The following is a 23310-nucleotide window of genomic DNA, read 5'->3' as shown; positions in this document are numbered from 1 at the left end:
ACACCCCGCTGCCGTCCTCACGGGGACGGCAGCGGGATCTCCAGGCTCACCGTGCCGCGCAGATCGAGCCACGCGCGGTCGCGTCCGCGGACCAGCCTCAGCACGACCTCCTCGCAGTGCGGGCAGCGCGCGACGATGCCCGGCGCGTTCTGGTAGACGCGCAGGGTCGCCACCGAGCCGCGGTAGCCGCAGCCGGAGCACTGCCCGGTCGCCACCGTCAGGTCCACCGCGAAGATCTCCCGCAGGTCGCCCGCCAGCGCGTTGCCGTCGACGTGGTCGTCGCTCATCGGTGCTCTCCTGTCAGCCGAAGCGTTCGGTGCGGACGCGGCGGGGGTCGTGGCCGAGCGCCACGAAGATGTCGGACACCGTCTCGACGAACCCGGTCGGCCCGCACACGAAGACGTTCGGGGTGAAGTCGGCCGGCCAGGCGTGGGTGTTCAGGGTGGCCAGGCCGAGGCGTTTCGGTGGCTCGGGCGAGCCTTCCGGGGCTTGCCGGGTGTACACGAGGTGGACGTCGAGGCCGGCGTCCTCACGGGCACGGCGGCGCAGTTCGTCGGCGTAGTAGACGTCCTCGGGCGTGCGCACCGAGTAGATCAGCCGGAACGGCACCCGGCTGCCCTCCGCGGCCCGCGTGCGGATCATCGCCATCAACGGCGCGATGCCCGATCCGCCCGCCACGAGCGTCACCGGCGCCTGATCGGCCGCACGCCACACGAACCAGCCGCCGACCGGGCCGCGCAGCTCGATCTGGTCACCGGGCGAGAGCACGTCGCACAGGTACGGCGACACCTCGCCGTCGGCGACCCGCTGGACGCTCAACTCGACCCGCTCCCCGTCCGGCGCGGAGGAGATCGAGTAGCTGCGCTGCACCGAGTAGCCGTCCTCGGCGGTCAGCCGGACGTCGACGTGCTGCCCCGGCAGATGACCGGGCCAGCCGGGCACGTCGAACACGAGGCCGCGCGCGCTCTTGGTGATGTCGGTGGACTCGGCCACCGAGGCCACCCGCCAGGTCAGTCGCCCTGATACCGCTGCTCGCGCCATGGGTCTCCGTAGTCGTGGTAGCCCGCGCTTTCCCAGAAGCCGGGTTCGTCCTCGAGCAGCAACTGGATCCCGCGGACCCACTTCGCCGACTTCCAGAAGTACAGGTGCGGCACCAGCAGCCGCGCCGGGCCACCGTGCTCGGGCGTGAGCTCGTCGCCGTCGTAGCGGTACGCGATCCACGCCTGGCCGTCGATCAGGTCTTCCAGCGGCAGGTTCGTGGTGTAGCCGCCGTAGGACTGGACGAGCGCGAAGTCCGCCGCCGTCTCGACGTCCTCCAGCAGGACGTCCAGCGAGACGCCCTTCCAGCGGGTGCCGAGCTTCGACCACTTGGTGACGCAGTGGATGTCCTTGGTGATCTTCTCCGCGGGCAGGTCCATCAGCTGCTGCCACGACCAGTCGTAACGCTGACCGGCCTCGGTGTTGATCGTGAACTGCCAGCGGTCGGTGGTCACTCGCGGCGTCGGGCCCGCCGTGAGGACCGGGAAGTCCTCTGCCAGGTACTGACCGGGCGGCAGCTGCACGTCCGGTGACTGGCGTCGCCCGGCGAAACCGGGAGAGACGATTGGCATCGTGTCAGTAGACGCCAGCGGCGCGCCGAACGCCACTGCTGATCACGGAGGTCACATGGACATCCACGTGGAGATCACCGGCACCACGACGCTGATCCGGATGAATCGCCCGGACCGGCGCAACGCGGTCGACGGCCCGATGGCCGCTGAGCTGCGGGACGCGTTCCTCGCGTTCGAGGCAGACCCTTCGCAACGGGTCGCGGTGCTCGCGGGCGAGGGCGGGACGTTCTGCGCGGGCGCCGACCTGAGCGTTGTCGGGGATCCCGCCCGGCGCAACGAGCTCGATCCCTCCGGTGGCGGCGCCGGCCCGATGGGGCCGACCCGGCTCGAGCTGAGCAAGCCGGTGATCGCGGCGGTCAGCGGCTACGCGGTGGCGGGCGGTCTGGAGCTCGCGCTGCTGGCCGACCTGCGGGTGGTCGAGAGCGACGCGGTGTTCGGGGTGTTCTGCCGGCGGTGGGGTGTGCCGTTGATCGACGGTGGCACCGTGCGGCTGCCACGGATCGTGGGGCTGGGGCGGGCGTTGGACCTGATCCTCACCGGACGTCCGGTGCACGCCGAGGAGGCGTTGGCGATCGGGCTGGCCAACCGGGTGGTCGAGCCCGGTGAGGCGGTGGCGGCCGCGCTGGAGCTGGCCGAGCAGATCGCCGGGTTCCCGTTTGACTGCGTGCTGGCCGATAGGGCCTCGACCTACGGCGGGCTCGATCTGCCGCTGGCCGAGGCGTTGCGGGCGGAAGGGGCGGCCGGGGTGCCGATCGTGGCTCGGGAAGGAGTGGCCGGCGCCGCCCGGTTCGCGGGCGGCGCCGGACGGCACGGGAAGTTCGCTGACGAAGGCGGCGAACGGTGAGGTCCGGCACCTCCGGTCCGGCGCCGGACCGGAGGTGCGGGCGATCAGCGGAGGTGACGGATCGTCAGGTCGGCGTTGCGGGCGATCTCCCGTTCGGTGAACTCGCCCTTCACCCACTGCTTCTTCGCGTAGAGCCGTGCCTGGTCGGTGTGGTGCGGGGAGGCCGGGTCAGCGGACTGGCCGTAGATCAGCATCGAGCTCATCCGCGGGCCGTTCCTCGTCAGCTCGACCGCCATGACGAAGCTGGAGCCGTGCGAGATCTCCGGAGCGAGTCCCGGACGGGGCGGGCCGGGCACCGAGATGACGTTGAAACAGCCTTCCGGGCCGCGGCAGCCGTGGATCGGGACGCCCTCGTACTGCTGGACGGCGTCGAGCGGCACGTCCACCGCGACACCGGCGTCTCCGAACAGCCGGACCGCGTCCGCGAAGGCCCGTTGGACGCCGGGGTCGCTCGCGTTGATGCCGCGCGGGGTGTGGACGGGGTCGGCCGGGTCGAACGGCACCTGCCACAGGTTCGTCCCCGGCCTGCCGGTCAGCGCGACGAACGAACGCCAGAAGTAGGCGCCCCGGCTTGCTGAGCCGGTGTCTCCGGTGCCGGGCCAGGCCGCCAGGGCCGAGCAGGCCGCGCGGACGTCGACGGGCCGGCCGTCGTTCGCGGGCAGGGTCGGGTTGGCCTGGCACATCGCGACGACCGCGGCTCGGCCCTGCTCGGCGGTGAGGTTGCGGTTGCCGAACATCGCCTGTTCCAGAGTGGACAGTGTGAAGGTGTTGGTGCCGATCATGTCCAGGCCCAGGCGGGTGCGCGCGGACCGTTCGGTGCCGACGTCGCCGACGATGGACGGGTAACCGGTCAGCGGTGCGGCGGGGTTCGCCAGCCACGCGCTGTCGTTCATGTTGCTGACGTGGTCGCGCCGGATCAGCGTGGGCAACCGACGAGGGCCGAACCTGCCCGGCGTCACGGCGTCGGGGTCGGTGCCCCAGCCGCAGTCCGACCGGCTGCCGTCGAGGACCACCAGGCCGATGGGCACGTCGGCGCGGCACCGGGCGCGCTGCTCGTCGGTGACGTGCGGGACGACCTGGACGTCACCGAAGTAGGCGGTGCCGGTGGCGTCCGAGGCGAGGGTGTTGACCCACGGCAGTGCCTGGTGGCGGACGAGTGCCTGGTGCAGGTCGGGCACGCTGCGGGCGCGGGCGATGGCGAGCCACTGGTCGATGATCTGCAGGTTGCCCAGGTTCGCGTCGCGCAGCACGAACGCGGTGGTGTCCGTCCACTGCAGCGTACGGTCGTCCTCGACCACCGGGCCGTCCGGGGTGCGGTAGAGGGTTCTCGTGGTGCCGCCGGCGGTGACCTGTTCGGCGATCATGCGGTGTGCCTGGCCGTCGACGAGGTAGCTGGTCGGGTCGCCGGGGACGAGGGTCAGCTTCGAGAGCGTGATCGTCTGCGCTTCGGACGCCGTGTGGGTCCAGCCGAGCCGGTCGTTGTGGCCGATGTTGACCACCGGCACGCCGAACAGTCCCGCGCCGCTGACGTTCAGCTCGCCGGGGATCGTGAGGTGGTGCTGGTAGAAGCGCCAGGTGTCGGCCCAGTCGAAGTGCGGGTTGCCCAGCACCATGCCGGAACCGGTCGCGGTGGCCTGCCCGCCGAGCGCGATGCCGTTGCTGGCAGGGCCTTCCTTCTCGACGCGCGCGGGTGCCGCGAGTGCGATTCCTGGTGGCTGGGCCGACACGAGCTGCTCCTGGAAGCTTTCGCCGCCGGTCAGCCCGGCGACCTGGTGGACGCGCCGCCACACGTCGATCTCGGTGATCGGCCGCGCCCAGTTCCGGCACGCTTCGGGCGTGCCGTTCTGGGCGAGGTAGCGGTTGAAGCCGGCGACGTAGCCGCGCACGAGGTCGCGCGCCTGCTTCGACTGTCCGCCGAGCTGCCGTTCGACCACCGCGGACTGGTTGAGGCGCTGGTAGTAGAGGTCGCTGGCCAGGTTGTCCTGCCCGAACCAGCGCGACCGTTCGGCGGACAGCGTCACGACGATCTCCGCCATGACGCAGGCGTTGTCCTCGGCGAACGCGTAGCCGAGTCCCTGACCGACGCCGCGGTAGTCGTGCGCGAGCACGTGCGGGATGCCGTAGGACGTTCGTCTGATCACCGTGCCGCTGTCGGCGACGGCGGGCAGGCTCGTGGCCAGAACCCCTGCCGCCACAAGCGACAACGCGATTAACCTGCGCATTCGTGACCCCCCTATTCGTTGTGCAGGACGGTGGCGATCGAGAGACGCGCCGCTCCCCTGGCCGGCACGACCGCGCCCAGCACGGCGATGACGACGCCGGTGAGGGCCAGCAGTGCGAGCAACGGCGCGTGGTAGACGTTCATGAGGATGTCGACGGCGTCGGCCTGGCCGGCGTGGGCCATGGCGGGCACGACCAGCTGGTGCACGCCGATGCCGACGGGCACGCCGATCAGTCCGCCGAGCACGCCCAACGTGCCCATGGACGTCACGAGCAGCACGGTGACCTGACGCGGGGTCATGCCGATCGACTTGAGCATGCCGAGGTCACGGCGCCGTTCACGGGCGTTGAGGACCACGGTGTTGAACACCCCGAGTGCGGCGACGGCGCCCAGTACCAGCGTCAGCACGACGGCGGCGCTGATGATGATCACCGCGGTCGACGACGTGCCGTCGCGGGGCGGCAGGACGCGCAGTCCGGGATCCGCGGCCTTCACCGCGGTGGTGTAGGTGCCGCGGTCGGTACCGGCGGCCATCTGCACCAGGTAGGTGTCAGCACGGGCACCGGGTTCGAGCAGGTCCACAGTGGACCAGTCGGCGAAGATCTCGTCGGCGTTGTTCGTCAGCACGACACCGACGATCTTCATCTGCGTCCGGTTTCCCCTCGCCTGCACGGTGATCGTGTCACCGACGGCGAGCCCGCGCTGGTTGAGGAACCTCGACGGCACCACGACCTGCCCCGGCCCGTCCGGCCAGTGCCCGGTGAGCACGCGCGGGCCGACCGCGGCGGTGTCCCCGCGGTAGAACAGGATCGTGGCCTTCTGGGTGCCGCCCGCGACCTCGGCGTCGAGCTGGGTGGAGGCGAGAACCGCTGTCGTGCCGGGCAGGGAGCGCAGCATCGACTCGTCCTCGGCGTCACCCAGTGTCGCGGCGGGCACCTCCACACCTTCCGGACGAACGCCGGGCATGCCCGGCGGTGATCCGGCCATCAGCTCGACGCGGTCGGTGAAGTGGGGCCGGACGGCGTCGTTGTAGGCCGTCATCGACAGGGTCACGCCGACCGCGAGGGTCACGGTCATGACGCCGAGCACGACCGAGGCCAGCGTCAACGCGCTGCGGCCGGTGCGGGCGAACGGCATCCCGAGGCCGAGACTGATCGACCGCGGCAGCCGCGTGCCTCCCAACCAGCGCTGAACGCGCAACGCCCTTCCGGTGTGCGCGGTGATGCCCGCGCTGATCGCCCGTGCCGCCGGAAGCCTTCGCGCTCGAAGTGCCGGAACGAGGGCGGCCGACGCCACCAGCAACGGCATGCCGAGCGCCGCGATGATGTTCACCCACGGCGCGAAGCTCAGCTCGTCGACGCCGAAGCCCTCGACCGCGTCCTGCACGATCGGTTTGGCGACGAGGTTGCCCGCGACCGTGCCGAGCGCGCAGCCCGCGAACGCCGGGATCGAGACCATCACCAGGTAGACGGCCATGACCTGGTTCGGGGTGAAGCCGATCGCCTTGAGCATCCCGATGTGCCGCAGGCCCGCGACGACGGCGCCGCTCACGACGTTGGCGACGATCAGCACCGCCACGGCGAGCCCGAGGATCCCGAAGATCAGCAGGAACGGGATGAACACGCCGAGCTCGGACGTCGCCTTGTCCTTGACGGTGAGGTGCGACAGCGTACCGAGCAGCCCGTCCTGTGGCAACCGCGCGGTGAACGCCGCCACGCCGGCCGCGGTGTCGGCCTGCGTGAACCGGTAGAGCATCTGCAGCGCGTTCGGTCGCAGCGCTCCGATCTGCCCGGGAATCACCCACGCGTCGGCGGATCCCGTCACCGAGTGGGCGAATCCGACGACCTTCAGCACCGGAAGTCCTGGCAGCCGCAGTTCGAAGCCGACGTCCATCCGGCCGACGGATCCCGGCGTGCGGTTCAGGACGATCTCGCCGGACCCGGTGGCCCATCTGCCCTTCCACACCGAGACGCGGTCGACCTGGCCACCGGGGTCCGCCCGTCCCACCACGGTGAGCGCGCCGAGGAAGACCTCCCCGGTCGAAGTGTCCACAGTGGCCTGTGGGAACGGCCCTGCCGACGCGGTGCTTCCGGTTGCCTGCTTCAGCTGGGCCTCGGTCACCTTCGCCGGGTCGAAGGCCGCGGCCACGTGCGCGCCCTGCTGGGTGGCGAAGGCCCGGTCGAACGGCGCGGCGGACGCGTCCAGCAGGCCGAGCGCCATCACGAGCGTCGCACTCGCCGCGCACACCACGACACCGATCACGATCGTCTGCAGCTTGCGTCGCCGGACCGCCGCCCAGGACGCCGACCACACCGCGCTCATGCCCGCTCCATGCTGTGCTCGCGGGCGATCCGGCCGTCGACGACCTCGATCACCCTGGTGGCGCACCGGGTGGCGAGGCGTTCGTCGTGGGTGACGAGCAGCAGGGTCTGGCCGATCTGGTTGAGGTCGAGCAGCAGGTCCATGACCTGCTCGCCGGACCTGCTGTCGAGGGCGCCGGTCGGTTCGTCGGCGAGCAGCAGCGCGGGGCGGTTCATCAACGCCCGCGCCACCGCGACGCGCTGCCGTTCGCCGCCGCTGAGCTGCGCCGGGTAGATGTTCCTGCGGCTGGAGATGCCGAGCTCGCCGAACAACTCCAGGGCGCGTGCGCGGGCCTGACTCGCTTTCATGCCGGTCAGCTGGGCGGCGAGGGCGACGTTGTCGAGCGCCGACAGGTCGTCCAGCAGGTTGAAGAACTGGAATTCCAACACTCAAACCCGGGACAGATCCCGTATTCATCTGAATACGGGAAGTCATGTTCGGGAGGCTAGCAGTAACAGCGAGCGATCACCTAACACGGGATACGTCACGCGGGACCCACCACGAAAACCTGCCGCTGCGGCGGCGGTGGCCTCATTACAACCGACCCCGAGCGCGCCGTGACCATGCTCAAGATCGTGCTCACCGCGGTCCTCGGCGGCAGCGGTGTCATCGCCGCCGCGATCCGCCCGCATCAAGCTGGATTGCTGTAGCGAGTACCTGCGCCCGCGCCCGGAGACGCATCTATCCGCTTAGGACCCGGGTCGTGGCTAACGCTGGCCACGACCGAGGGCCCCATTCGTTGGTTACGGAGTTGACGCGGGCAGAGCCGGTGTTTGTCCGCGCGACGGGGGTGGGCGGTTCGGCACAGCCCGGCAGTGGGGCGGTCTACCTGTCAAGGTCGCCACCCGGCCCTCCGCCAGCCGTACCTGTTCCTGGGAACCCTCCAGGTGGATCGGGAGCGTCCACACGCTGTCCCAGGAGGCGGCCTTGTGTCCCTCCGCCAGGTGCTCGCGGAGCCGGGTGGCGACCGCGCCGGGTGCCGCTCGGCACACGCTGCCTACGTAGAGCACGTCGCCAGAGCCGCCGATCACCACGTAGACCGCCGAGCGCTCGTCGCCGGGTGCGGTCAGCACGTCGACGATCAGTCGGCGGGTCGGCCAGCGCTGTGACAGCAGGGTGTCACCGACGCAGTCGGCGAGCCGGTGGTACAGCTCGATTTCCGTGCCGGGCGTGAGCTTCACGCCGTGCCCTCGTCGTTCTGGTCGGCCAAGGCGCGCTCGATGCCCTGCGTTTCCAGGTACCTGTCGCGCTGAAAGTCGAGTCCGTGCAGCAACTTCTGCGTGTTGGCCAGGTGGTCGTTGATGTCCTGGTCGCGGAAGCCGACGGTGGTCGCGAAGTTCTGCCCGCTGGAGGTCTTGACTTCGCACAGCGCGCGTACCGCACGGTGGAATTCGGCGGCGGCTTCCTGGACGACCGTCTGCGCGTCGGTCCAGTCGTCCTCGGCCGTGCGGTGCTGCGCGCCGTCGGTGCCACCGCTCGACCGGGCGGCGGGTGAGACGGAGTGGCGCAGCGCCCCTTCGTCGAGATTCGGAGCCTCGGCTCGGTGGATGTCGAGCGGGCGCCCGCCGCGCGGCAGCACCTTGAGCACGCGTCCCGCCCGCCCGTCGTAGACGACCTGGGCGAGCTGTTTGATGCCGTCCGTGTCCTGCATCATCGCCCGCAGCAGCGTGTTCGGCTCCCGGTTGTCCTTCTCGCCGCGGGCCGCGGTCCGCTTAGTGCCGAAGCCCGAGCGGGCGAGCGGATGTGGGTCCGCGGTCACGAGGTACCACGACGCGAGCGCGGCCAACTCAGTGATGGCGGGGCCGACCTTCATGGTCCCGCGGCGCACCTTCGTGTGCTCCTCCAGTGCCTCCTCGAGGAGCTCGGTGACCGGGCGGCGCGTGACGGCCCAGGACGGGCCGCTGAACGCGCCGACCTCCCACGCGCGTGCCAGGGCCGCCCGCTGGGCGACGGTCGCGGTGATGCCAGGAGCGGCGCGCAGGCCGATCTCTGCGGCGACCTGCAACCGCTCGGGTGCCGTGGGCAGTTGCCCGGTCAGGTCTCGAAGGGCGTACCGCACGTCGTTGTTAGCGGCCTCCGCACGCGGCCTCATCGTCCGCAGCGCGAGCGCGGCGAGTTCGTCCGTATGCAGTCGTGGCGCACCGTCGGCAGGCACCGGCGTGGTGGCGTCGCCCAGCAGGGCGTACTCGACCTGGTTGATGCTCAGGCCGTTTACCTGAGGCAGCCGGCCGCGCGCGGCGAGCGCGTCCACGGCCGCGCGGGCCTTCGCGCTGTACACGGCCTCAGGTGTGAAGCCTAGGGGCGGCGACAGGTGCAACCGGCCGACGAGCCGCCGGCGAGCCTGGTCGAACGGTACGTGGTCGGGCCCTTCGAACCCGATGATCACGACCGCCTGCTGCAGTACCAGGCTGCGCAACCGCGCCCTGGCCACGGCCTTCTTCTTCGCGGCGGCCTCGTCGTCGTCCGGATCGGCGACGGCGTCGCGGCCCTTGCCCAGGACCGTCTTGATCAGGGTCGCCCGCTCGGCGGGCCTGACGTTAAAGGTGACCAGGGCGTCGCGCAGCCGGACGCCAAGGGTGTCGTGTGTCTGTGCGACGCGGCAGAAACCGTCGACCGGCTCCAGCACGGTGACCGGATCCTGGTCACGGAAGGCCACCCTGGCGAACGCGAGCATGACCGGTTCCTCGACCCCGCGCAGCGGAATCGTCTTGACCTTCTCGTTGGACGCGAGCGCCTTCACGACGAGCGGGGACACCACATCAACGACGTGCTCCGGGCTGTCCGCGGCCAGGGTCAGCACGGCGGCGTCCTCCGCCGAGCCGAAGCGCGGCAACAGCTTCGTGTCCGGGGCCGACAGCCAGTGACCGCGGGTGTCCTCGAAACGCACGTTCTCCAGGCTTGGCACGACACTAGGCGACCACAGGTCGGTCGTGATGTAGGTGATCGTGCAGCCGTCGAAGTGCCGCTGCTTGGGATTACCGAGGTCGGCCCGCAGCCGTGCGGGGTCCATTGCCGCCTCGGCGAGCACCAACGCCATGTCGTCCGCGAGCCCGGCTTTGCGGGCCGACTCGTAGGCCTTCGTGACCGCGCTGTGCGCGGCGGGAGTCGGGATCCAGTCGAATGCGGAGATCGGCAGACCGACTGCGGGTTCGGTGCGTTCAAGGTCGGTGATTTCCACCAACGTGTTCCCTTCGGTGCAGGCCCGGACAGGCGTCCGGTCGACACCACCGCACTGGCGGTGCCGTGTCACGGTGGTCCCGTGACACCTGGGTTCGGGAACGAACCCGCGGGCTGCGGCGACCTCCGTTGCCCGTACGGCCCCCGATGGACCTTGTGAGGCGTGGAGCGATGCCTGCACATGGCCGACCCGAGGGGATCCAGAGGGTGCTCCGGCAGAGGTACGTCGTCGGAAGCGGTCCCACCTGGTGTGCCCGCCCGCCTCCTCCTATGAGGACACGGTGGTGCTGCCCGACAAGGCGATCGTCGGAAGGAAACGTAGGCCACGTCGGGCACAGGCGTCTAGTCGCGGCCGTGAACGGGCTGGTTCACGGCCGCGAACGACCCGCGCACGGCGTGGGCTCTGCGTCCTGCCGGACCGTGGTGTGGCGCGCCATGATCACCAGCAGAAGTCTGGATCTAACGCACCGGGCCCGTCTGCGAGCATCGCAGACGCCACCCTGACGTCGGCCGCCGGGCGAGAGCGGACAGGACGAGCCTGTTCGCTGGGGTCGTCAGCGGTGATCGTCCAAGCGCACAGCGTCGCCACGGTGTGCGGAAGGGCCAGTGGTCCGGCCGACGAGAGTGGCGACAGGGACGGTGCTCGAACCCGTGAATTCCGGGCCCGCGCGGCCGTCATGTTGATCAGTTGGGCACACTTTCCCGGCCGTGCCGCCATGGACCCGGTCGCCTCACAGGAAGGTTTACGCTGTTATGTCCGTCTCCAAAGATCTGCGGTATCTGGCGTTCTCGGACGCACGCACCCTTCTGGGAAGGGAGACCCCCGTCGACCACATCCTGAGGCTTGCCGAGTGGCTGCTTCACGGGACCCACCCGGACGTGGTCACACAGGAAGAGGACGGCGCGCAGCAGGCCGCCCACTGGGCTCGGCGGCTGGAGAAGGCAACAGTATCCGTGGCCCATTCTCGCGGGTTCTCGTGGGACGAGCTGAAGACAGATCAGCAGAACCAGATCCGCTCGGAAACCCTGGCCGCCCTTGTCGCGTTCTCGACCTGACAACGCGCGGAGGGTCTCGCTTCATGGCGTGCCGGCCGGTCGTGGCGCGCGGCGCGCGTCCGGGGCATGCATGCATACAGGGCATGCGCGACCGGTGAACAGCGCACGGCCGTGGCGCGCCACCTCGTGCGGGCGGCGACTCGCGAACGATCTCGCCGTTCCGCACCGCGCCACCGAGGTGGGTGTCGGACGCGGGACGGGCAATGCCCTGCAGAACTGCGTCGCCCCGCTGTCGCTCTTCCGCTTTCGCGTGGATTGGGCCGAGGTCGACGCCTTCCCTATCGTCTTTCTGCCTCTCGCTACGATCGGCCGCTCTGAACATGCGGAAGGGCGGCAGGTGAGTTCTCGACGCGCGCTCTGGTGGCCGTGGGTGTTGTTCTTCGCGTTGACGGCAGTCGTACTCGGGATTGGTCTCGCTCTCGACGCGCTGGATGTCGGGGACAAGGTTGCCAGCATCGTCAGCTGCCTGGTCGGTGCCATCACGCTGGCGCTGACATGGGCCACGTCAAGACCACAGGGCCATGTCGACGACGAGATAGCAGTCTCCGCCGTGGGGACTCTTGCGGAGCGTGTGTTTGCGCATGTTCGACAGGAGGCGACAGTCCGCGGGTTGGTGTTTCCCGAACCTCTGCGGGTGCCGTGGTCGTCGGTGGACGGGCCGACTGCCGCCGCTCCGGACGTGGTTCTGGGCCGGCTGCCAGGCGCTAGGCGCACCGCACTGCGGCTGCGCGGAGACGTGACCACCCTTGCCGGGGTCGTCGATGCCCTGCCATCTCGGCAAGTGGTAGTCCTAGGCGAAGAAGGGTCCGGCAAAACGTCCACAGTGCTGCTGCTTTCCCTGCACATGCTCAAGGCGGGCCGAGTTCCGCTCATCGTCGATCTGGCCGAGTGGGATCCCGATGTCCGCAGCCTGGACGATCACATGATCAACAGACTGAGGGCAGTCCTGCCTGCAGAACTGTCGGTGGCAGCCGCCAGCGTCGTCACCTCCCGGCTCGTCGAACACGGCAAACTCGTGCCGGTGCTCGACGGTCTCGACGAGATGCCCGCGCCCCTGCGGGAGGCTGTGATCAACGAGGTGCGGACCTGGAGCCGCCCGTTCGTGCTGACGAGTTCGCCGGAGGCGTACGAGAAGGCGATCCGCGCCACCGGCGTGACGGTTGCTCGAGCACTCGTGGTGCGTTTGGCTCCCTTGCCTCTCACAGAAATCGTCACACACCTGACAGCGGGCATCGCCGACGTCGACGGCCGGTGGGCTCGTGTGACGACGCGGCTGAGCGAGCAGGGGCCGCTGCGCGAGGCGCTGGCGTCGCCCCTGGTGAGCGGCTTGGCACGTACTGCCTACGCCCGCATTGATTCCGACCCCGACGAGCTGCTGGCCCTGAGTACAGCGGACGCTGTGCAACGTCACCTGATCGATGCCGCGTACAGGCGGGACGACAGCCTCGCCTGGCTCGTCGGCCTCGCCCGCTATCTTGCTCGGCGCGGATCGCGGCATCTGGATGTGAGCGGACCGCTGATACCTGCGGCTTGGGGTCGCTTGCGCGGATTCGCGGTGGCCTTCGTGGTTGGCGGAGGTGCTGCGGTGCTCGCGGCCGGTTTCGGTCAGCTGGTCGACTGGAGCGGTTCACGTGCGGACGTGCTGGCTGGTTGCTTGGTGTGGACGGCCGTTCTGGTCGGCTACGTGATCCTGGGACTCGCCTACCGCCAGGTCGACGAAGCCACGCCGTTCCGTTTGAGGATTAAGCTGCGACGGGTCCTCGGTGGCGCCGGGAGCGCAGTCAGCATGGGGTTGATCATGAGCTTTTTTTTTGTGTTCTCACCCCAGAACACCGCGCAACTCAGGCTAGAAACTGTGGTGGGTCTAGTGGTCCTCATCCTTCTCTTCGCTGCCCTGAGCGTGTTCGGCCGGCACAGCCTTACCGAACCCTTGGACGACGGCCAAGTTGTTGAACCTCTCGACGCGCTGGGCGCGGACGGCCTGGCGCTGCTCGCTCACTTCCCTCTCCCCCTCGCCTACACCGCCTTGTACTGCGCGACGCTGGGACAGTGGTCTGAGTTCTCGTGGATGCTGGTACTGACCCTCCTTCTCTCCATAAGAGTGCAACGACGGATACCCGGCATGGCCTGGAGCCGGTGGTGCCTATGGAGCCTGGTGCTGGCACGCCGGATACCGACCCCTGATCGCAGCTTGAGTGAGGCGCTGGAGAACGCCCGCGAACGCGGAATCCTTCGCGCATCAGGAACCCGCTACCGCTTTCAGCACGCCATGATCCACGACCAGCTCGCTGAGCAGCGATGATCTTGCGCCGCAGCCCCGGCGTCTCACAGACAGCTCGACAAGGCCTCGGTATCCGCAATCGACGGAATCGGTCCTGTTGGTTTCGCGTATAACTCGGTTTGAGCGCCCGCTGCCAACTGGTTGACTGATCGGTCTTGCCACTGTGATGGAGACCGAACGTGACCGAGCCCGATCCCGAGCCGTCAGCAGCCGTTCCGCCGATCGATGCGAGCAGGCCGGCGCAGCCGTATCAGCACGATCCTGCTCTCGTGCCGGTGATGGCGAAGCTGGCCGACGCCGCTGCCCGAGACGTCGGCGATCCGCACGACGCGGGCTGGCGTGTGCAGCTGCTGGCCGAGCGCAACGACCCTCCATTGGATCGGTCTGTGGTCAACGTGCTGGTGAATGCGTTCCTCTACACGCTGCACGGCGAAGAGATCCCGCAGGCCGGGGCGGCCTTGGCGCCGATGGACGGTCCGGCGTTGCTTCCGATCGCGATGCGCGACGCCTCCAGCGACGTGCGGGAGGCATGGCTGGCGCTCGCCGGCGAGGTCACCCATCCCGTAGCGCGGGCCCGGTTCTACGACATCGTGTTCACGCTGCGCCTGATGCCCAACAGCCGCCAGGCCGCCGAGCTGGCGGCACGCGCCTACCTCGACGGCGTCGGAGGCAGCCAGAACGCTCAAGCCCAGGCCTACGGCCTGGTCCGTGCCTGGACGCTGGCCCGTTCAGTGGGAGCCACGGCGCTGGAGCAGGAGATCACCGAAGTCATGCTCTGCGTGGCTGGCGACCTGGTCGACCGCGACGAGTACCCCTACGCGGTCATTCCGATGCTGTGCGCGCTGGTCACGCCGCCCCGAGGCCGCAAGCCAGACGCGATCGATCCCGCGGTCGACGCCGTGCTCAACCGCGCCTTGGAGACCTACCCGCAGACGCATGTCCTCAGAGACCTTGCCGCCATCGTGCGGAAGCGGGCCCCTGGAGACAGCACTCGGATCGACACCGTCAACCGGCGGCTCATCGAGACGATGCTGAACGAGGCACGCGCCGCCACCGAACCGATGGTCATCCGTGCGCGGTTCAACGAGGCCGCCTCGGTGGCGCGGCAGCTCGGCGTCATGGACCTGGAACGCATCGCGATTGCCGAGCTACAGGCGGCACCCTCGCTGACCTGGGAATCGACTCGGTACTCGATCACCGCGCCCGCGTCGTTCTTCGACATGTACCTGCCCGGCTTTCACAAGGCGCCGACCTGGAAGGAGGCGCTGGGCATCTGGCTACACACCACCGCGCCGACCGGTCGTCACGAGACCAACCTGGAGACCACCCGGCTGACGCAGCAGGCTTCGGTGATCCGCTACCTCGCCACCACGGTGGTCTTCCGCGACAACGACATGCCGGCGCGCACCCTCACCGGCGACGACGAGATCTTCGCGCGCGACCTCGCCCACACCGAGCTGCACTACCTCGGCATCAACGGCATCTACCTGGCCAACGCCCTGTACATGATCGCCGACCGCTTCGGGATCCCGTCGCGCGCCGACATCAAGGACTTTCTGCTTGGCTCCGGCGGCGACCCCGCGCTGATGAACGTGCTCGCCACCGCGATGCAGCACTTCTGGCTCGCCGAGTACGACTCGGCCGTGCACCTGGCCGTGCCCAAGGTCGAAGCCGCCGCGCGGGCGCTGCTGCTCGAGCTCAACGAGCCGGTCTACCGGGCGGCGGTCGGTGACGCTACCGGTACATTTCCCGGTCTGGGCGTCCTGCTGTCCTATCTCGCGGACAACGGCTTCGACCCCGACTGGGAACGCTTCCTACGCACCTTCCTGCTCGGTGACGGCTCCAACGTGCGCAACCTAACCGCGCACGGGTTCACCCACGACATCGACGCTCTCAACGCCGCGGCCGCGATCCGCGCACTGGCGGTCCTCGCTCTGATCGCGCCCGAACCTGCCGCCCGCCGCGACGCGGCGACCGTCAAAGCCGCCCTGGCGAACCCGGTCGGTGCACGGCCGGCCCGCAATTGTTGGCAGCGCATCGCTGCCGCAGCTGCCGCAGCGTGGTTTGAGCTCCGGCGCGGGTGAGGCACGCCTGGCTGCAGGCCATCCTTGGTGACACTGATACGTCAGAACCTTGCTGGCGAGCCTGGCTTGCACCAACCGTGCGGCTGCACAAGAAGGTCGATCCGCGAACGGGTGCGAGTCGCCTCGTCGGCATTCGTTTACCAGGCCCTCTGACTCGATTGTGGAGAGCGGCACTGCCACGCCGCCGGTAAACAGCCGCCTCCACCAGCCCGGCTTCGGCGGCTCGCTTGTGAGGGCGCAACATAGGCAGGGCACGAGGCCGAGCGTCGCGGCAGCACATGGTGCATGCCCGTGGCGGCCAGCGGAACGAGCGCGGCGGCTTTGGCCTCCACGATCGCTAACCCGACTCTGTCGAGTTCGGGGCGCCCGCGCCGGTCCGGCCTGTTGACCTGCGGCGCGGCTCGCTGAGTGGGCGGCGGGTCAAGAGCCCGCCGCCCGCTGCTGCCTGCGCTGTTACAACTGGCCGATCTCGATCGGGCCGAGCGTGAGATTGAGCGGCACCAGCCACAACGCGCCGAACACCAGCACGACGACCAGCGCGATGAGTGCGGCCAGTCGCAGGGTGGCGGGCCAGTTGGCGATGGCTTGGCCCATCAGCCCCGCCCAATTTTGTGGACTGGATTCATGCCGTTCACCGACCGGAGCGGGGGCCTCACCCGCTTGGGGTGGCGGGTCGCTTGGTCTGCGTCCTACGGTCAAGGCGGTAGATCTCCTTCGTCGGATGGGCGGTGCAGCGTGGCCGGGTCTCAAATCGGGTCCACGCCGCACCTGTAGGAACAACCCCGGCGAAGGTCGCGAACGGCCTCCTTTGTCAGAAGGGGGCCGTTTGCGCTGTTCAAGCCATTGAACGCGCCGAACTGCCGGGGCTCGATCCCTACCTAATCGCAGTCCAAAGCGGAACGAGACGTCACAGCGCCCACCGGTGGAAGTCTTACGGCGAGCCGCCGCGCGGATATCGGTCCCCCCGATCAGCTCCACCGAAGCAAAAACGGGCGTTTTCGCAGGTCAGACACCCCCTCCGCATGGGGGGTGTTTCTGGGGCAGCAAGGCCGCCGAACGACTCGCACCACCTGTTCAAGCCCGGTTTCCAGACGGCGTTTTTTGTGGGTCAAACCCCCTTCTGCCACCGGCTATTGCCGAAATTCCCGCCTACCGTTCGCCGTCCGGATTCGACCGCCCGCCGCGCGCGGTGATCGACAGCACTACGGATGGTGGCACGGGGCTTCCCCGCGCCGCGCGACTGTTCGCCGGCCTGTTGATCCGCCGCGCGCTCAGCCCTGCGGCGTCCCTTCGCACGCCACAGATTCCCTATGGCGTTCCCCCTGCCACTCCGTGACCCGAGGAGGTCTCTTGCGTGACCGCACCCGACACCGGCCGAGCTGATCCGCTGCTGGTAGTCGTCACATCAGGCCCGCCTGATGCAGGGCCATCGCCGCGGCGAAAAGGCCACTCGTGCCAGTGACGGCCACCAGCACCAGCTTGAGGACCTTGAACGCATCCGCGCGCTTCTTCTCATCGTCCACCCAGGACGCCACAAACCCGGCGAAGCCGATGAGCAACGCCAGCACAACGGCATAGCCGCCGACCAACCAGGCCCACATGGGCACGATCCCTTCAACCCAACGCAACAGAAGTTGAAGGGGATGGAGCTGCGGCAATCACCCTACGCGTTCGCATCGTAACGATGCGTCTACGCATAAGAAGGCGACCTCGAAGCTCCCCACGCCCAATCCTGCCAGACGAAAAGCGGACGCCTGCGCATGCCCTTCAACGCTTCGCAGTGTTGAGGCAGACCGCACACGGCGGCGGACTCGATCACTGATCTGTGGATAACTCGCCACCTGTGGACAACTACGGCTGAAACCAGCCCTTGAGTTTGCGCGGTGGTGCCATGTCTGCCCCTGCCCCGCTGGCCACAGCCGACGACGTCCAAGCCCGCACCGAGCACGAGTTCACGCCGACCGAGCGCGCCCGCGTCACAATCCTGTACGCGGACGCCTCGGCGATGGCGTACACGCTCGTCCCGTCGATGCCCGACCCGCCGCCCGCCACGGCGGTGGGCGTGGTCAGCGCCGTCGTCCTGCGGGCGTTCGCCGCTCCGCCCGAGGGGTTGGAGGAAGAGGCGATCGGCGGGCACACGCGCACCCTCGCGCACGACGGTGGCGGCCTGTACTTCACCGCCGATGAGCTGAAGCTCTGGCGTCCGCCCGTTCCGGTGCCGCGCGGAGCGTTCTCGATCTGGACCTAGCCGCCGCTGTTGCCCAGGCCGTCACGCCGGCGGCGGCACCCCGCATGACCACGCCGATGATCAGCGGCCACCACACCGACTCGGTGACCGCTCAGCCCGGATCATGATCGTCCCAACCCCTGAAAGGCTGCGAATCCGCGCGTCGCGGACGCCGACCAGTCCGCCGAGTTCGGGCGAAGTCCATCCCCGAGCCACGTCGACTAGAGCCCGCGACCCCGTCGATCTCCTCGCCGCGTCGTCCGGCCGGGTAGCTCGGCGGCCAGATGCTCCCGTCGCCCGCCGTGCAGTTCATCGAACCGGTACCAGCTCGGTAGCCGCCGACCGCGCCACGCGGATGACATTCTGCGCGCGGTCTTCAAGCTTCGCCGCGACCTGCTGTCCCTCCCATGCGAGCACGTCGAACATGCCGAGGTCCGCCAGCGCGGTGAACGCACGGTCCGCTGAGGCGACCGTGAACGTGCGGCAACCCTGCTGGTAGGCGTAGCGGGCGTGGCTGATTAGCGCGTGCTCGGCGGCGTTGTCGTGCTGTGCCACCCGCCAGGCCGCAACGCCGAGCACGCTCACCACCGTGTCCCCTGCCGGATCGGCTTGGGCGTAGCTGGCCAGAGCGTGATGCACCGACCCGGCAGCCTGCAACAGCGCGTGAACCTTCGCCCGCAGGATGCGCGGGCGCACGTGGATCGTGCCCACGGCGTTCTCCAGGTCGATCAGCAACACGCGGTCGTCAGCCTTCACCCGCTGATTCTGCGACCTCGGAGCCGGTCCGGCACGGCATGGCCTCGACCGGGTGACCTGGTGGTGATATCCGTGACCGCACCCACGACGGCCGTAGACGCCGAGTTCTCCACCGCACAGCAGCGCAGCGTCCGCACCGTCGCGAACCAGGTGCAGAGCGCGTCGCGTGAGCTCGAAGGGGCGGCCGACGACTTGGTCTCCGCCGCTTCTCTCCGCCCGCAGGTCGTCGCGACCGTCGAGCAAGCCCAGGGCGGGTGCGAGTCCGAGGCGCCGAGGACTGCTCTAGGCACTCCGCGTCGTCAGCCCGATCGTCGGGAACGTCGTCGGCATCGGGCTCGACCTCGTCGGCCTGGGCAAGCCGGGCTGTGATCTGCCAACCCACCCCGAACTCGTCGCGGTCGAGCACTCCGCCGATCGGGTGATCGGCGAGCGGAGCGAGAAGACGAATCTTCACCTGTACGGGGTGCACCTTAATCGTCGGCCAACGTGCTTTACCGCAGGCCTGGATGTGGTTCGTCTGGCGGTGGGCAGAACTTCGTCGCGCCGCTGACGCTCTTCCGCCTTCGCGTGCGCTCTGGATTGCGTGGCACTCGGCGCAAATGCCCTTCAGGTTCGACTCGTCGTGGTTGTCACCGGGCTGAATGTGGTCGACCCCAACCGCGCGGCGGTGCTCGCAGACACGGCAGGCAGGATCTCGGCGGAGCAGGTTGGACCCGGATGCGACGCGCTATCCAGGAGGTAGCCGCCCTGCTCGTGAGCTGCCGTTCCAGGGAGCGATGGCGCCCTCTCGGCCCGCTGACCTGCCGCGCCGCAAGACGTTGGCGGTTGCTGAGATGAATCACATCATCGCATTAACACACCTATTCACAGGGTTGTTCCGCCCTTCAGTGCGAAGCCAAGTCCTTCAGTGCGAAGCCGGGTCCTTCAGTAACGATTACGTCGTAACGTTACTGAGTCAGCAACAGCTGACGCGCCAACGGCTAACATGCGCCATTCCCCGAAGGGATTCACATTCATCCATTCGGGGGGTGCAATTACATCACACCCTGCCTGACGAATATTCCCAGGTCAGCGGGCATGACCGCGCTTCTGACCTAAGAGGCGGTGAGTGTGGACGCCTCACCGAGGCAGGCCGTCCATGGTGCGACCGGCTTGGTCTCGCAGGCCGTTTTGTCGCCAAAACTGACGTCACTTTGCCGCAGCGGCAGGGGCGCTCGATGGGGCGCAGCGTCTCGGATTTCCGACACGCCCCGGCGAAACCCAACCCCCCGAGTGGCGACAGAAACTCGTCCGGTAAATTTTTGCTCGCGAGACCAGCAGCACCTTCCGAAGCCTTGGCCGCTTGGCCTGTTCTGGCGGGGAAGCCGGCGCAGACGCGGCGGCGGATGGGAGATGCAGATGGGTTTGCGAGGTAGAAAACCGGCCTGGCTGGTGCTGCTGCTGAGGTCGGCAGAGGCGGCAGTTATGTGCTTGCCCAAAGATGGCACCAGCCCGGTGCCGACGTGGGCAACCGAGCTGGTGCTGAAGGTCATTCGCGTTGTGCTTGGACGCTAGCGCGAACTGACCGCCCTGGCGGGTGTCGCACTGCGGCACCCGCCTTTCTCTTTGCCCTATTCCCCGTTTAAACGGGGACGTTGGACGTCGGTGAGGGTAGCAGCGCCTCCTAAGTCAACCTTTGCCGGTAGACCGCAGTTGTGTGCCCTCCTCCGAGGGCGGCACATGGTCTGCGGCAGGAGCCGCCCCAGGTTCTCTGGATACCTGCTCCCCGTCCCGACAAACGGCCGGCACGCTGAGACCGCACCGCGATCCCGTGCCGATCTCCGCTCGGCTCCTGCAGCGGGTGCACGCCTCGACCGTCCGCGACCCAGGCAACGCCAGCGGGTGCGGCTCACCAGTCAAAGCCTGCAGCGCGGTGGCAACCTCCTCAAGACCCGCCTTGCGGTGTCGTGCAACTGATGCGACGGCGATGGCCCACGAGCTCGTCCCCTCGTTGCCGGAGGGGCTCAACGACGAGGCGATCGTCGGCCACGCGGGCCTCTCTCGTTGTCGCGTCGCGCTGGAAGCCCTGCCTGCGAGATGGTGTCGGCAGGCGAGCGCGGCCCGGCAGCCAAGCCGACGAAGCTCCGCGTCCTGCACGGTGATCGCGCCGACCGGATGAACGCCAACGAACCCGAGCCGCTCGAGGACGAAATCGCTTGCTGACTGAATATCCAACGATGCACGCGCGATCTGACAGCGCCACGCGCCCGGCCTGAAGAGCGCGGGGTGCTGACGGCGTGGGATGTGGACGCGTTCCTCTGCACCGTCTGCGCGCTGATCAGCGCGCTTTTTGAGGCCCAGTCAGTACGTGTCGAACGGTTGCCACTGAACGGATTCCGACCGCACGCCGGTCTCAGCGAACTCGATCAACGCCGTGGCCGCAAGGTCTTTCGGGATGATTGCGTTGCGCGGGAACTCAGTCTCGTTCGCCGAATCGACGTAGTGGGTCGGCACGTCGTCTGGGACGACCTCCTGCGACGACGTCACCCAGGAGCGCCGCTCGAGGGTGAGGTCCGGTCGCCGCGGCCGCGTTCCCGCTGCGGGTGCTCGACGCCACTCTTCGATCAAGCTTCTATACTGTGGGGACATGCCGTCAGGACCGGTTTCGGTGTGGGTGCCAATCGACCCGATCGTCATCGTGGCGGAATCCACATCACTCTCGAGAAAGCTGACGTACGACTGCGCGACCGCGTTCTGCAGGGAGGGAGCGCTCTGGAGGACCTGACCTAGCTCGAACGCCCTGTCACACCATCACTCGGCGACGACCGCGTAGGGCTCCGGCTCGGCGGCGATGGCGCAGGTCACGTAATGCACGGCTGCCGCGAAGTCCGCTCCGCAGTGAGCCATCACCTGCGCGTGAGCCATCCCACCCGCTGCCGCTCGATCCACCGCCCGATCGTACTCACGACCGTGACCTCACGGCCTGTCCAGCTCGTCGGCGGTCTCCTCCAGAACCGCGATGATCTCGTCGATGCTCAACTGCACCGCTCCTTCGCGGTCGCCGACGCCGTCGATCTGCGAGCGCAGCCGGTACGCGAGCGTGCCGTCCGGGTGCAGCTCAGCGGACAGATCGTCGGTCGTGGGACCCCAGCACGCGAAGTCCGGTGATCGTCCCGCCCAGTAGTGGCCGACGTCCGTCCGCAGCGAGTGCGCGAACTGTGGCACGTACACCGTGTTGTCGTATGGAGTCGCGATGGCGCCGTCCAGCCACAGCGTGCACGTGCGCAGTTGCGGTGCACGCGGATCTGCCGGCCCGATCTCCATCGCGATGCGCGCCCGGTCGCCGATCACCAGGTCCGTTGAGAGCCAACGCGCAACGTCGAAGTCGAAGTCGAAGTCGAAGCATGTGGTCACGGCGTCCACTGTGGACGTGGTTGCGTCTTCGTCGAGCACGACCGACTCGGGCAGGTCCACGAAACCCAGGTGCTCCAACACACCGCGCAGGTGGTCGGGAGAAGTGGTGTCCACGCCGATGTTGCGCAGCGCCGGCACGTGCAGCTGGTCCGGTCCGGACAGCCGCACACCGTTCAGGTGCACCTGCGCGGCCCGGAGGTGCGGCGCGGAGTAGTCGGCCGGGATACTGGTCGCCGTCTCGGGCGCGCGGGAGCCGGTGAGCAAGATGGCTTGCCAGTAGACGACGACCGCGCCGGCGGGTCCAACACCCCACAGCCCCACTCCGGCGAGCGCGACGATGAGGTTGCTGCCGCCGAGGAACAGCACGACGAAGCGGCATGCGGTGGTGCTCAGGCGTCGTGGGCCAGCGACGAGGACAGCTCCCGGTGGGCACCGGCCTGCTCCAGCAGGGTCTTCGCCTTCTGCTCCAGGGCACCGACCGCATCGGCGCCGGCAACCCAACGCACCGGCGGCTCGACGGAACCGATGAGCTGCACCAGGGCGGCGGCGAGCTTCGCCGGGTCGCCGCCCTGCAGTCCGTTCATACCCCTCCACGTGGCCACGGTCTGCTTCGTGCGCTCGGCGTAGTCGTCGACGCTCGACTCGGCGTAGCTGGTCGACTCCGGCGTGAGCAGGTCGGTGCGGAAGAAACCGGGCTCGACGATCATGGTGCGGATCCCGAACGGCGCGACCTCCGGTGCAAGGGACTCCATCCACCCTTCGAGGCCGAACTTCGCCGCCGCATACGCCGAAGTGAACTCCGCGCCGAGGAACCCCGCCCAGCAGGCTCTCCCGGCGACGACGCACTGCGCCTCTTGGCAAGCTGGGCGGTCTCACGCCATACCGACACCCCGGTGACGCCTTCATAACCGAAGTAGTCCGCCACACGTCGCGCACCCGACATGCCTTCGCTCGGCGCGAATCTGTTGTGCCCGATGCTGGTGATACGTGCACTGCGCTCCAGACACCGCAGCCGCAACCCCAGTGTGGGCGGACCGCTCGATCCGCCCACACGAAGCAACGCATCGACTAGAACAGCTCGAACTGGCACTCGATCATCAGAGTTCCGACCGAAAATTGCTGGTCAACCCCGTTCCCATCCTTTGGTACTCCCGCCCGAGGTTCGGCCCTCCGCACAACGATCTTGCGCAGGATGGTGCCCTCCCCGAGGTTCGGCCCTCCGCACAACGATCTTGCGCAGGATGGTGCCCTCCCCGAGGTTCGGCCCTCCGCACAACGATCTTGCGCAGGATGGTGCCCT

The 23310-nt window shown here is 68.5% G+C and carries 19 protein-coding genes and 1 pseudogene; 5 read left to right on the top strand and 15 right to left on the bottom strand.

Going from position 1 to position 23310, the window contains the following annotated elements; translation table 11 throughout:
* Positions 1–17 precede the first annotated feature (17 nt).
* The 3 genes from ACIRG5_RS41485 to ACIRG5_RS41475 are packed head-to-tail and all read right to left on the bottom strand — an operon-like array spanning position 18 to position 1610.
* Entirely contained in the window at positions 18–287 is a 270-nt protein-coding gene (locus tag ACIRG5_RS41485) for a DUF6510 family protein (RefSeq protein WP_093601719.1), read from the bottom strand.
* 13 nt (positions 288–300) lie between these two features.
* On the bottom strand, positions 301–1041 hold the full coding sequence (locus ACIRG5_RS41480; protein ID WP_402915738.1) for a ferredoxin reductase: 741 nt from the start codon (positions 1039–1041) through the stop codon (positions 301–303).
* Positions 1011–1610, bottom strand: coding sequence for a sulfite oxidase-like oxidoreductase (locus ACIRG5_RS41475; RefSeq protein WP_402915736.1), 600 nt, complete (start codon positions 1608–1610; stop codon positions 1011–1013). Before ACIRG5_RS41475 ends, ACIRG5_RS41480 begins: the two co-directional genes overlap by 31 nt.
* Before the next feature lie 55 nt (positions 1611–1665).
* Here ACIRG5_RS41475 and ACIRG5_RS41470 point away from each other — a divergent pair, with 55 nt between their 5' ends.
* Entirely contained in the window at positions 1666–2454 is a 789-nt protein-coding gene (locus ACIRG5_RS41470) for a crotonase/enoyl-CoA hydratase family protein (RefSeq protein ID WP_402915734.1), read from the top strand.
* 44 nt (positions 2455–2498) lie between these two features.
* Here the strand turns inward: ACIRG5_RS41470 and ACIRG5_RS41465 are convergent, their stop codons facing one another.
* The 5 genes from ACIRG5_RS41465 to ACIRG5_RS41445 form a co-directional block, all read right to left on the bottom strand.
* Positions 2499–4676: a penicillin acylase family protein gene (locus tag ACIRG5_RS41465; RefSeq protein ID WP_402915732.1), complete on the bottom strand. Its 2178-nt coding sequence runs from the start codon at positions 4674–4676 to the stop codon at positions 2499–2501.
* Positions 4677–4687: 11 nt separating this feature from the next.
* Positions 4688–6997: an FtsX-like permease family protein gene (locus ACIRG5_RS41460; protein WP_402915730.1), complete on the bottom strand. Its 2310-nt coding sequence runs from the start codon at positions 6995–6997 to the stop codon at positions 4688–4690.
* Entirely contained in the window at positions 6994–7422 is a 429-nt protein-coding gene (locus tag ACIRG5_RS41455) for an ABC transporter ATP-binding protein (protein ID WP_402915728.1), read from the bottom strand. The genes ACIRG5_RS41460 and ACIRG5_RS41455 overlap by 4 nt, the downstream gene beginning before the upstream one ends.
* Before the next feature lie 357 nt (positions 7423–7779).
* A complete protein-coding gene (locus ACIRG5_RS41450; RefSeq protein WP_402915726.1) occupies positions 7780–8217 on the bottom strand; it encodes a hypothetical protein in 438 nt (145 codons plus the stop codon).
* On the bottom strand, positions 8214–10214 hold the full coding sequence (locus ACIRG5_RS41445) for a hypothetical protein (protein WP_402915724.1): 2001 nt from the start codon (positions 10212–10214) through the stop codon (positions 8214–8216). Before ACIRG5_RS41445 ends, ACIRG5_RS41450 begins: the two co-directional genes overlap by 4 nt.
* A gap of 707 nt (positions 10215–10921) precedes the next feature.
* Between ACIRG5_RS41445 and ACIRG5_RS41440 the strand changes: the two genes are divergently transcribed.
* The 3 genes from ACIRG5_RS41440 (at position 10922) to ACIRG5_RS41430 (ending at position 15634) form a co-directional block, all read left to right on the top strand.
* On the top strand, positions 10922–11269 hold the full coding sequence (locus tag ACIRG5_RS41440; protein ID WP_402915722.1) for a hypothetical protein: 348 nt from the start codon (positions 10922–10924) through the stop codon (positions 11267–11269).
* A gap of 94 nt (positions 11270–11363) precedes the next feature.
* Complete coding sequence (locus ACIRG5_RS41435; RefSeq protein WP_402915720.1) at positions 11364–13571, top strand: hypothetical protein; 2208 nt, start codon at positions 11364–11366, stop codon at positions 13569–13571.
* 158 nt (positions 13572–13729) lie between these two features.
* A complete protein-coding gene (locus ACIRG5_RS41430) occupies positions 13730–15634 on the top strand; it encodes a hypothetical protein (RefSeq protein ID WP_402915718.1) in 1905 nt (634 codons plus the stop codon).
* A gap of 453 nt (positions 15635–16087) precedes the next feature.
* On the opposite strand, the gene ACIRG5_RS41425 is transcribed toward ACIRG5_RS41430, so the two are convergent.
* Positions 16088–16228, bottom strand: a complete 141-nt coding sequence (locus ACIRG5_RS41425) for a hypothetical protein (protein ID WP_402915716.1) — start codon at positions 16226–16228, stop codon at positions 16088–16090.
* Between the two features lie 806 nt (positions 16229–17034).
* Positions 17035–17235: a hypothetical protein gene (locus tag ACIRG5_RS41420; protein ID WP_402915714.1), complete on the bottom strand. Its 201-nt coding sequence runs from the start codon at positions 17233–17235 to the stop codon at positions 17035–17037.
* A 290-nt stretch (positions 17236–17525) separates the two neighbouring features.
* Here ACIRG5_RS41420 and ACIRG5_RS41415 point away from each other — a divergent pair, with 290 nt between their 5' ends.
* A complete protein-coding gene (locus ACIRG5_RS41415) occupies positions 17526–17882 on the top strand; it encodes a hypothetical protein (protein WP_402915712.1) in 357 nt (118 codons plus the stop codon).
* A gap of 288 nt (positions 17883–18170) precedes the next feature.
* Here the strand turns inward: ACIRG5_RS41415 and ACIRG5_RS41410 are convergent, their stop codons facing one another.
* The 5 genes and pseudogenes from ACIRG5_RS41410 to ACIRG5_RS41390 all read right to left on the bottom strand — a co-directional run.
* Positions 18171–18599 carry a hypothetical protein gene (locus ACIRG5_RS41410; RefSeq protein ID WP_402915710.1) on the bottom strand — a complete coding sequence of 143 codons (429 nt, stop codon included), beginning with the start codon at positions 18597–18599 and terminating at the stop codon, positions 18171–18173.
* A gap of 2358 nt (positions 18600–20957) precedes the next feature.
* The gene (locus tag ACIRG5_RS41405) at positions 20958–21293 is read right to left on the bottom strand and encodes an Imm1 family immunity protein (RefSeq protein ID WP_402915708.1); all 336 of its coding nucleotides are present in this window, start codon (positions 21291–21293) and stop codon (positions 20958–20960) included.
* Between the two features lie 114 nt (positions 21294–21407).
* A complete protein-coding gene (locus tag ACIRG5_RS41400; RefSeq protein ID WP_402915705.1) occupies positions 21408–21545 on the bottom strand; it encodes a hypothetical protein in 138 nt (45 codons plus the stop codon).
* Between the two features lie 27 nt (positions 21546–21572).
* On the bottom strand, positions 21573–22376 hold the full coding sequence (locus ACIRG5_RS41395; protein ID WP_402915702.1) for a hypothetical protein: 804 nt from the start codon (positions 22374–22376) through the stop codon (positions 21573–21575).
* A gap of 23 nt (positions 22377–22399) precedes the next feature.
* Positions 22400–22816: pseudogene (locus ACIRG5_RS41390) on the bottom strand (SDR family NAD(P)-dependent oxidoreductase); the annotation flags it as partial.
* Positions 22817–23310 lie beyond the last annotated feature (494 nt).

Origin of the sequence: Lentzea sp. NPDC102401 (assembly GCF_044765805.1) — a bacterium.
In the GTDB taxonomy this organism is placed as follows: domain Bacteria; phylum Actinomycetota; class Actinomycetes; order Mycobacteriales; family Pseudonocardiaceae; genus Lentzea; species Lentzea sokolovensis.
Note: the sequence above shows the minus strand (reverse complement) of the source record. Positions and strands in the feature narration are given on the sequence as shown.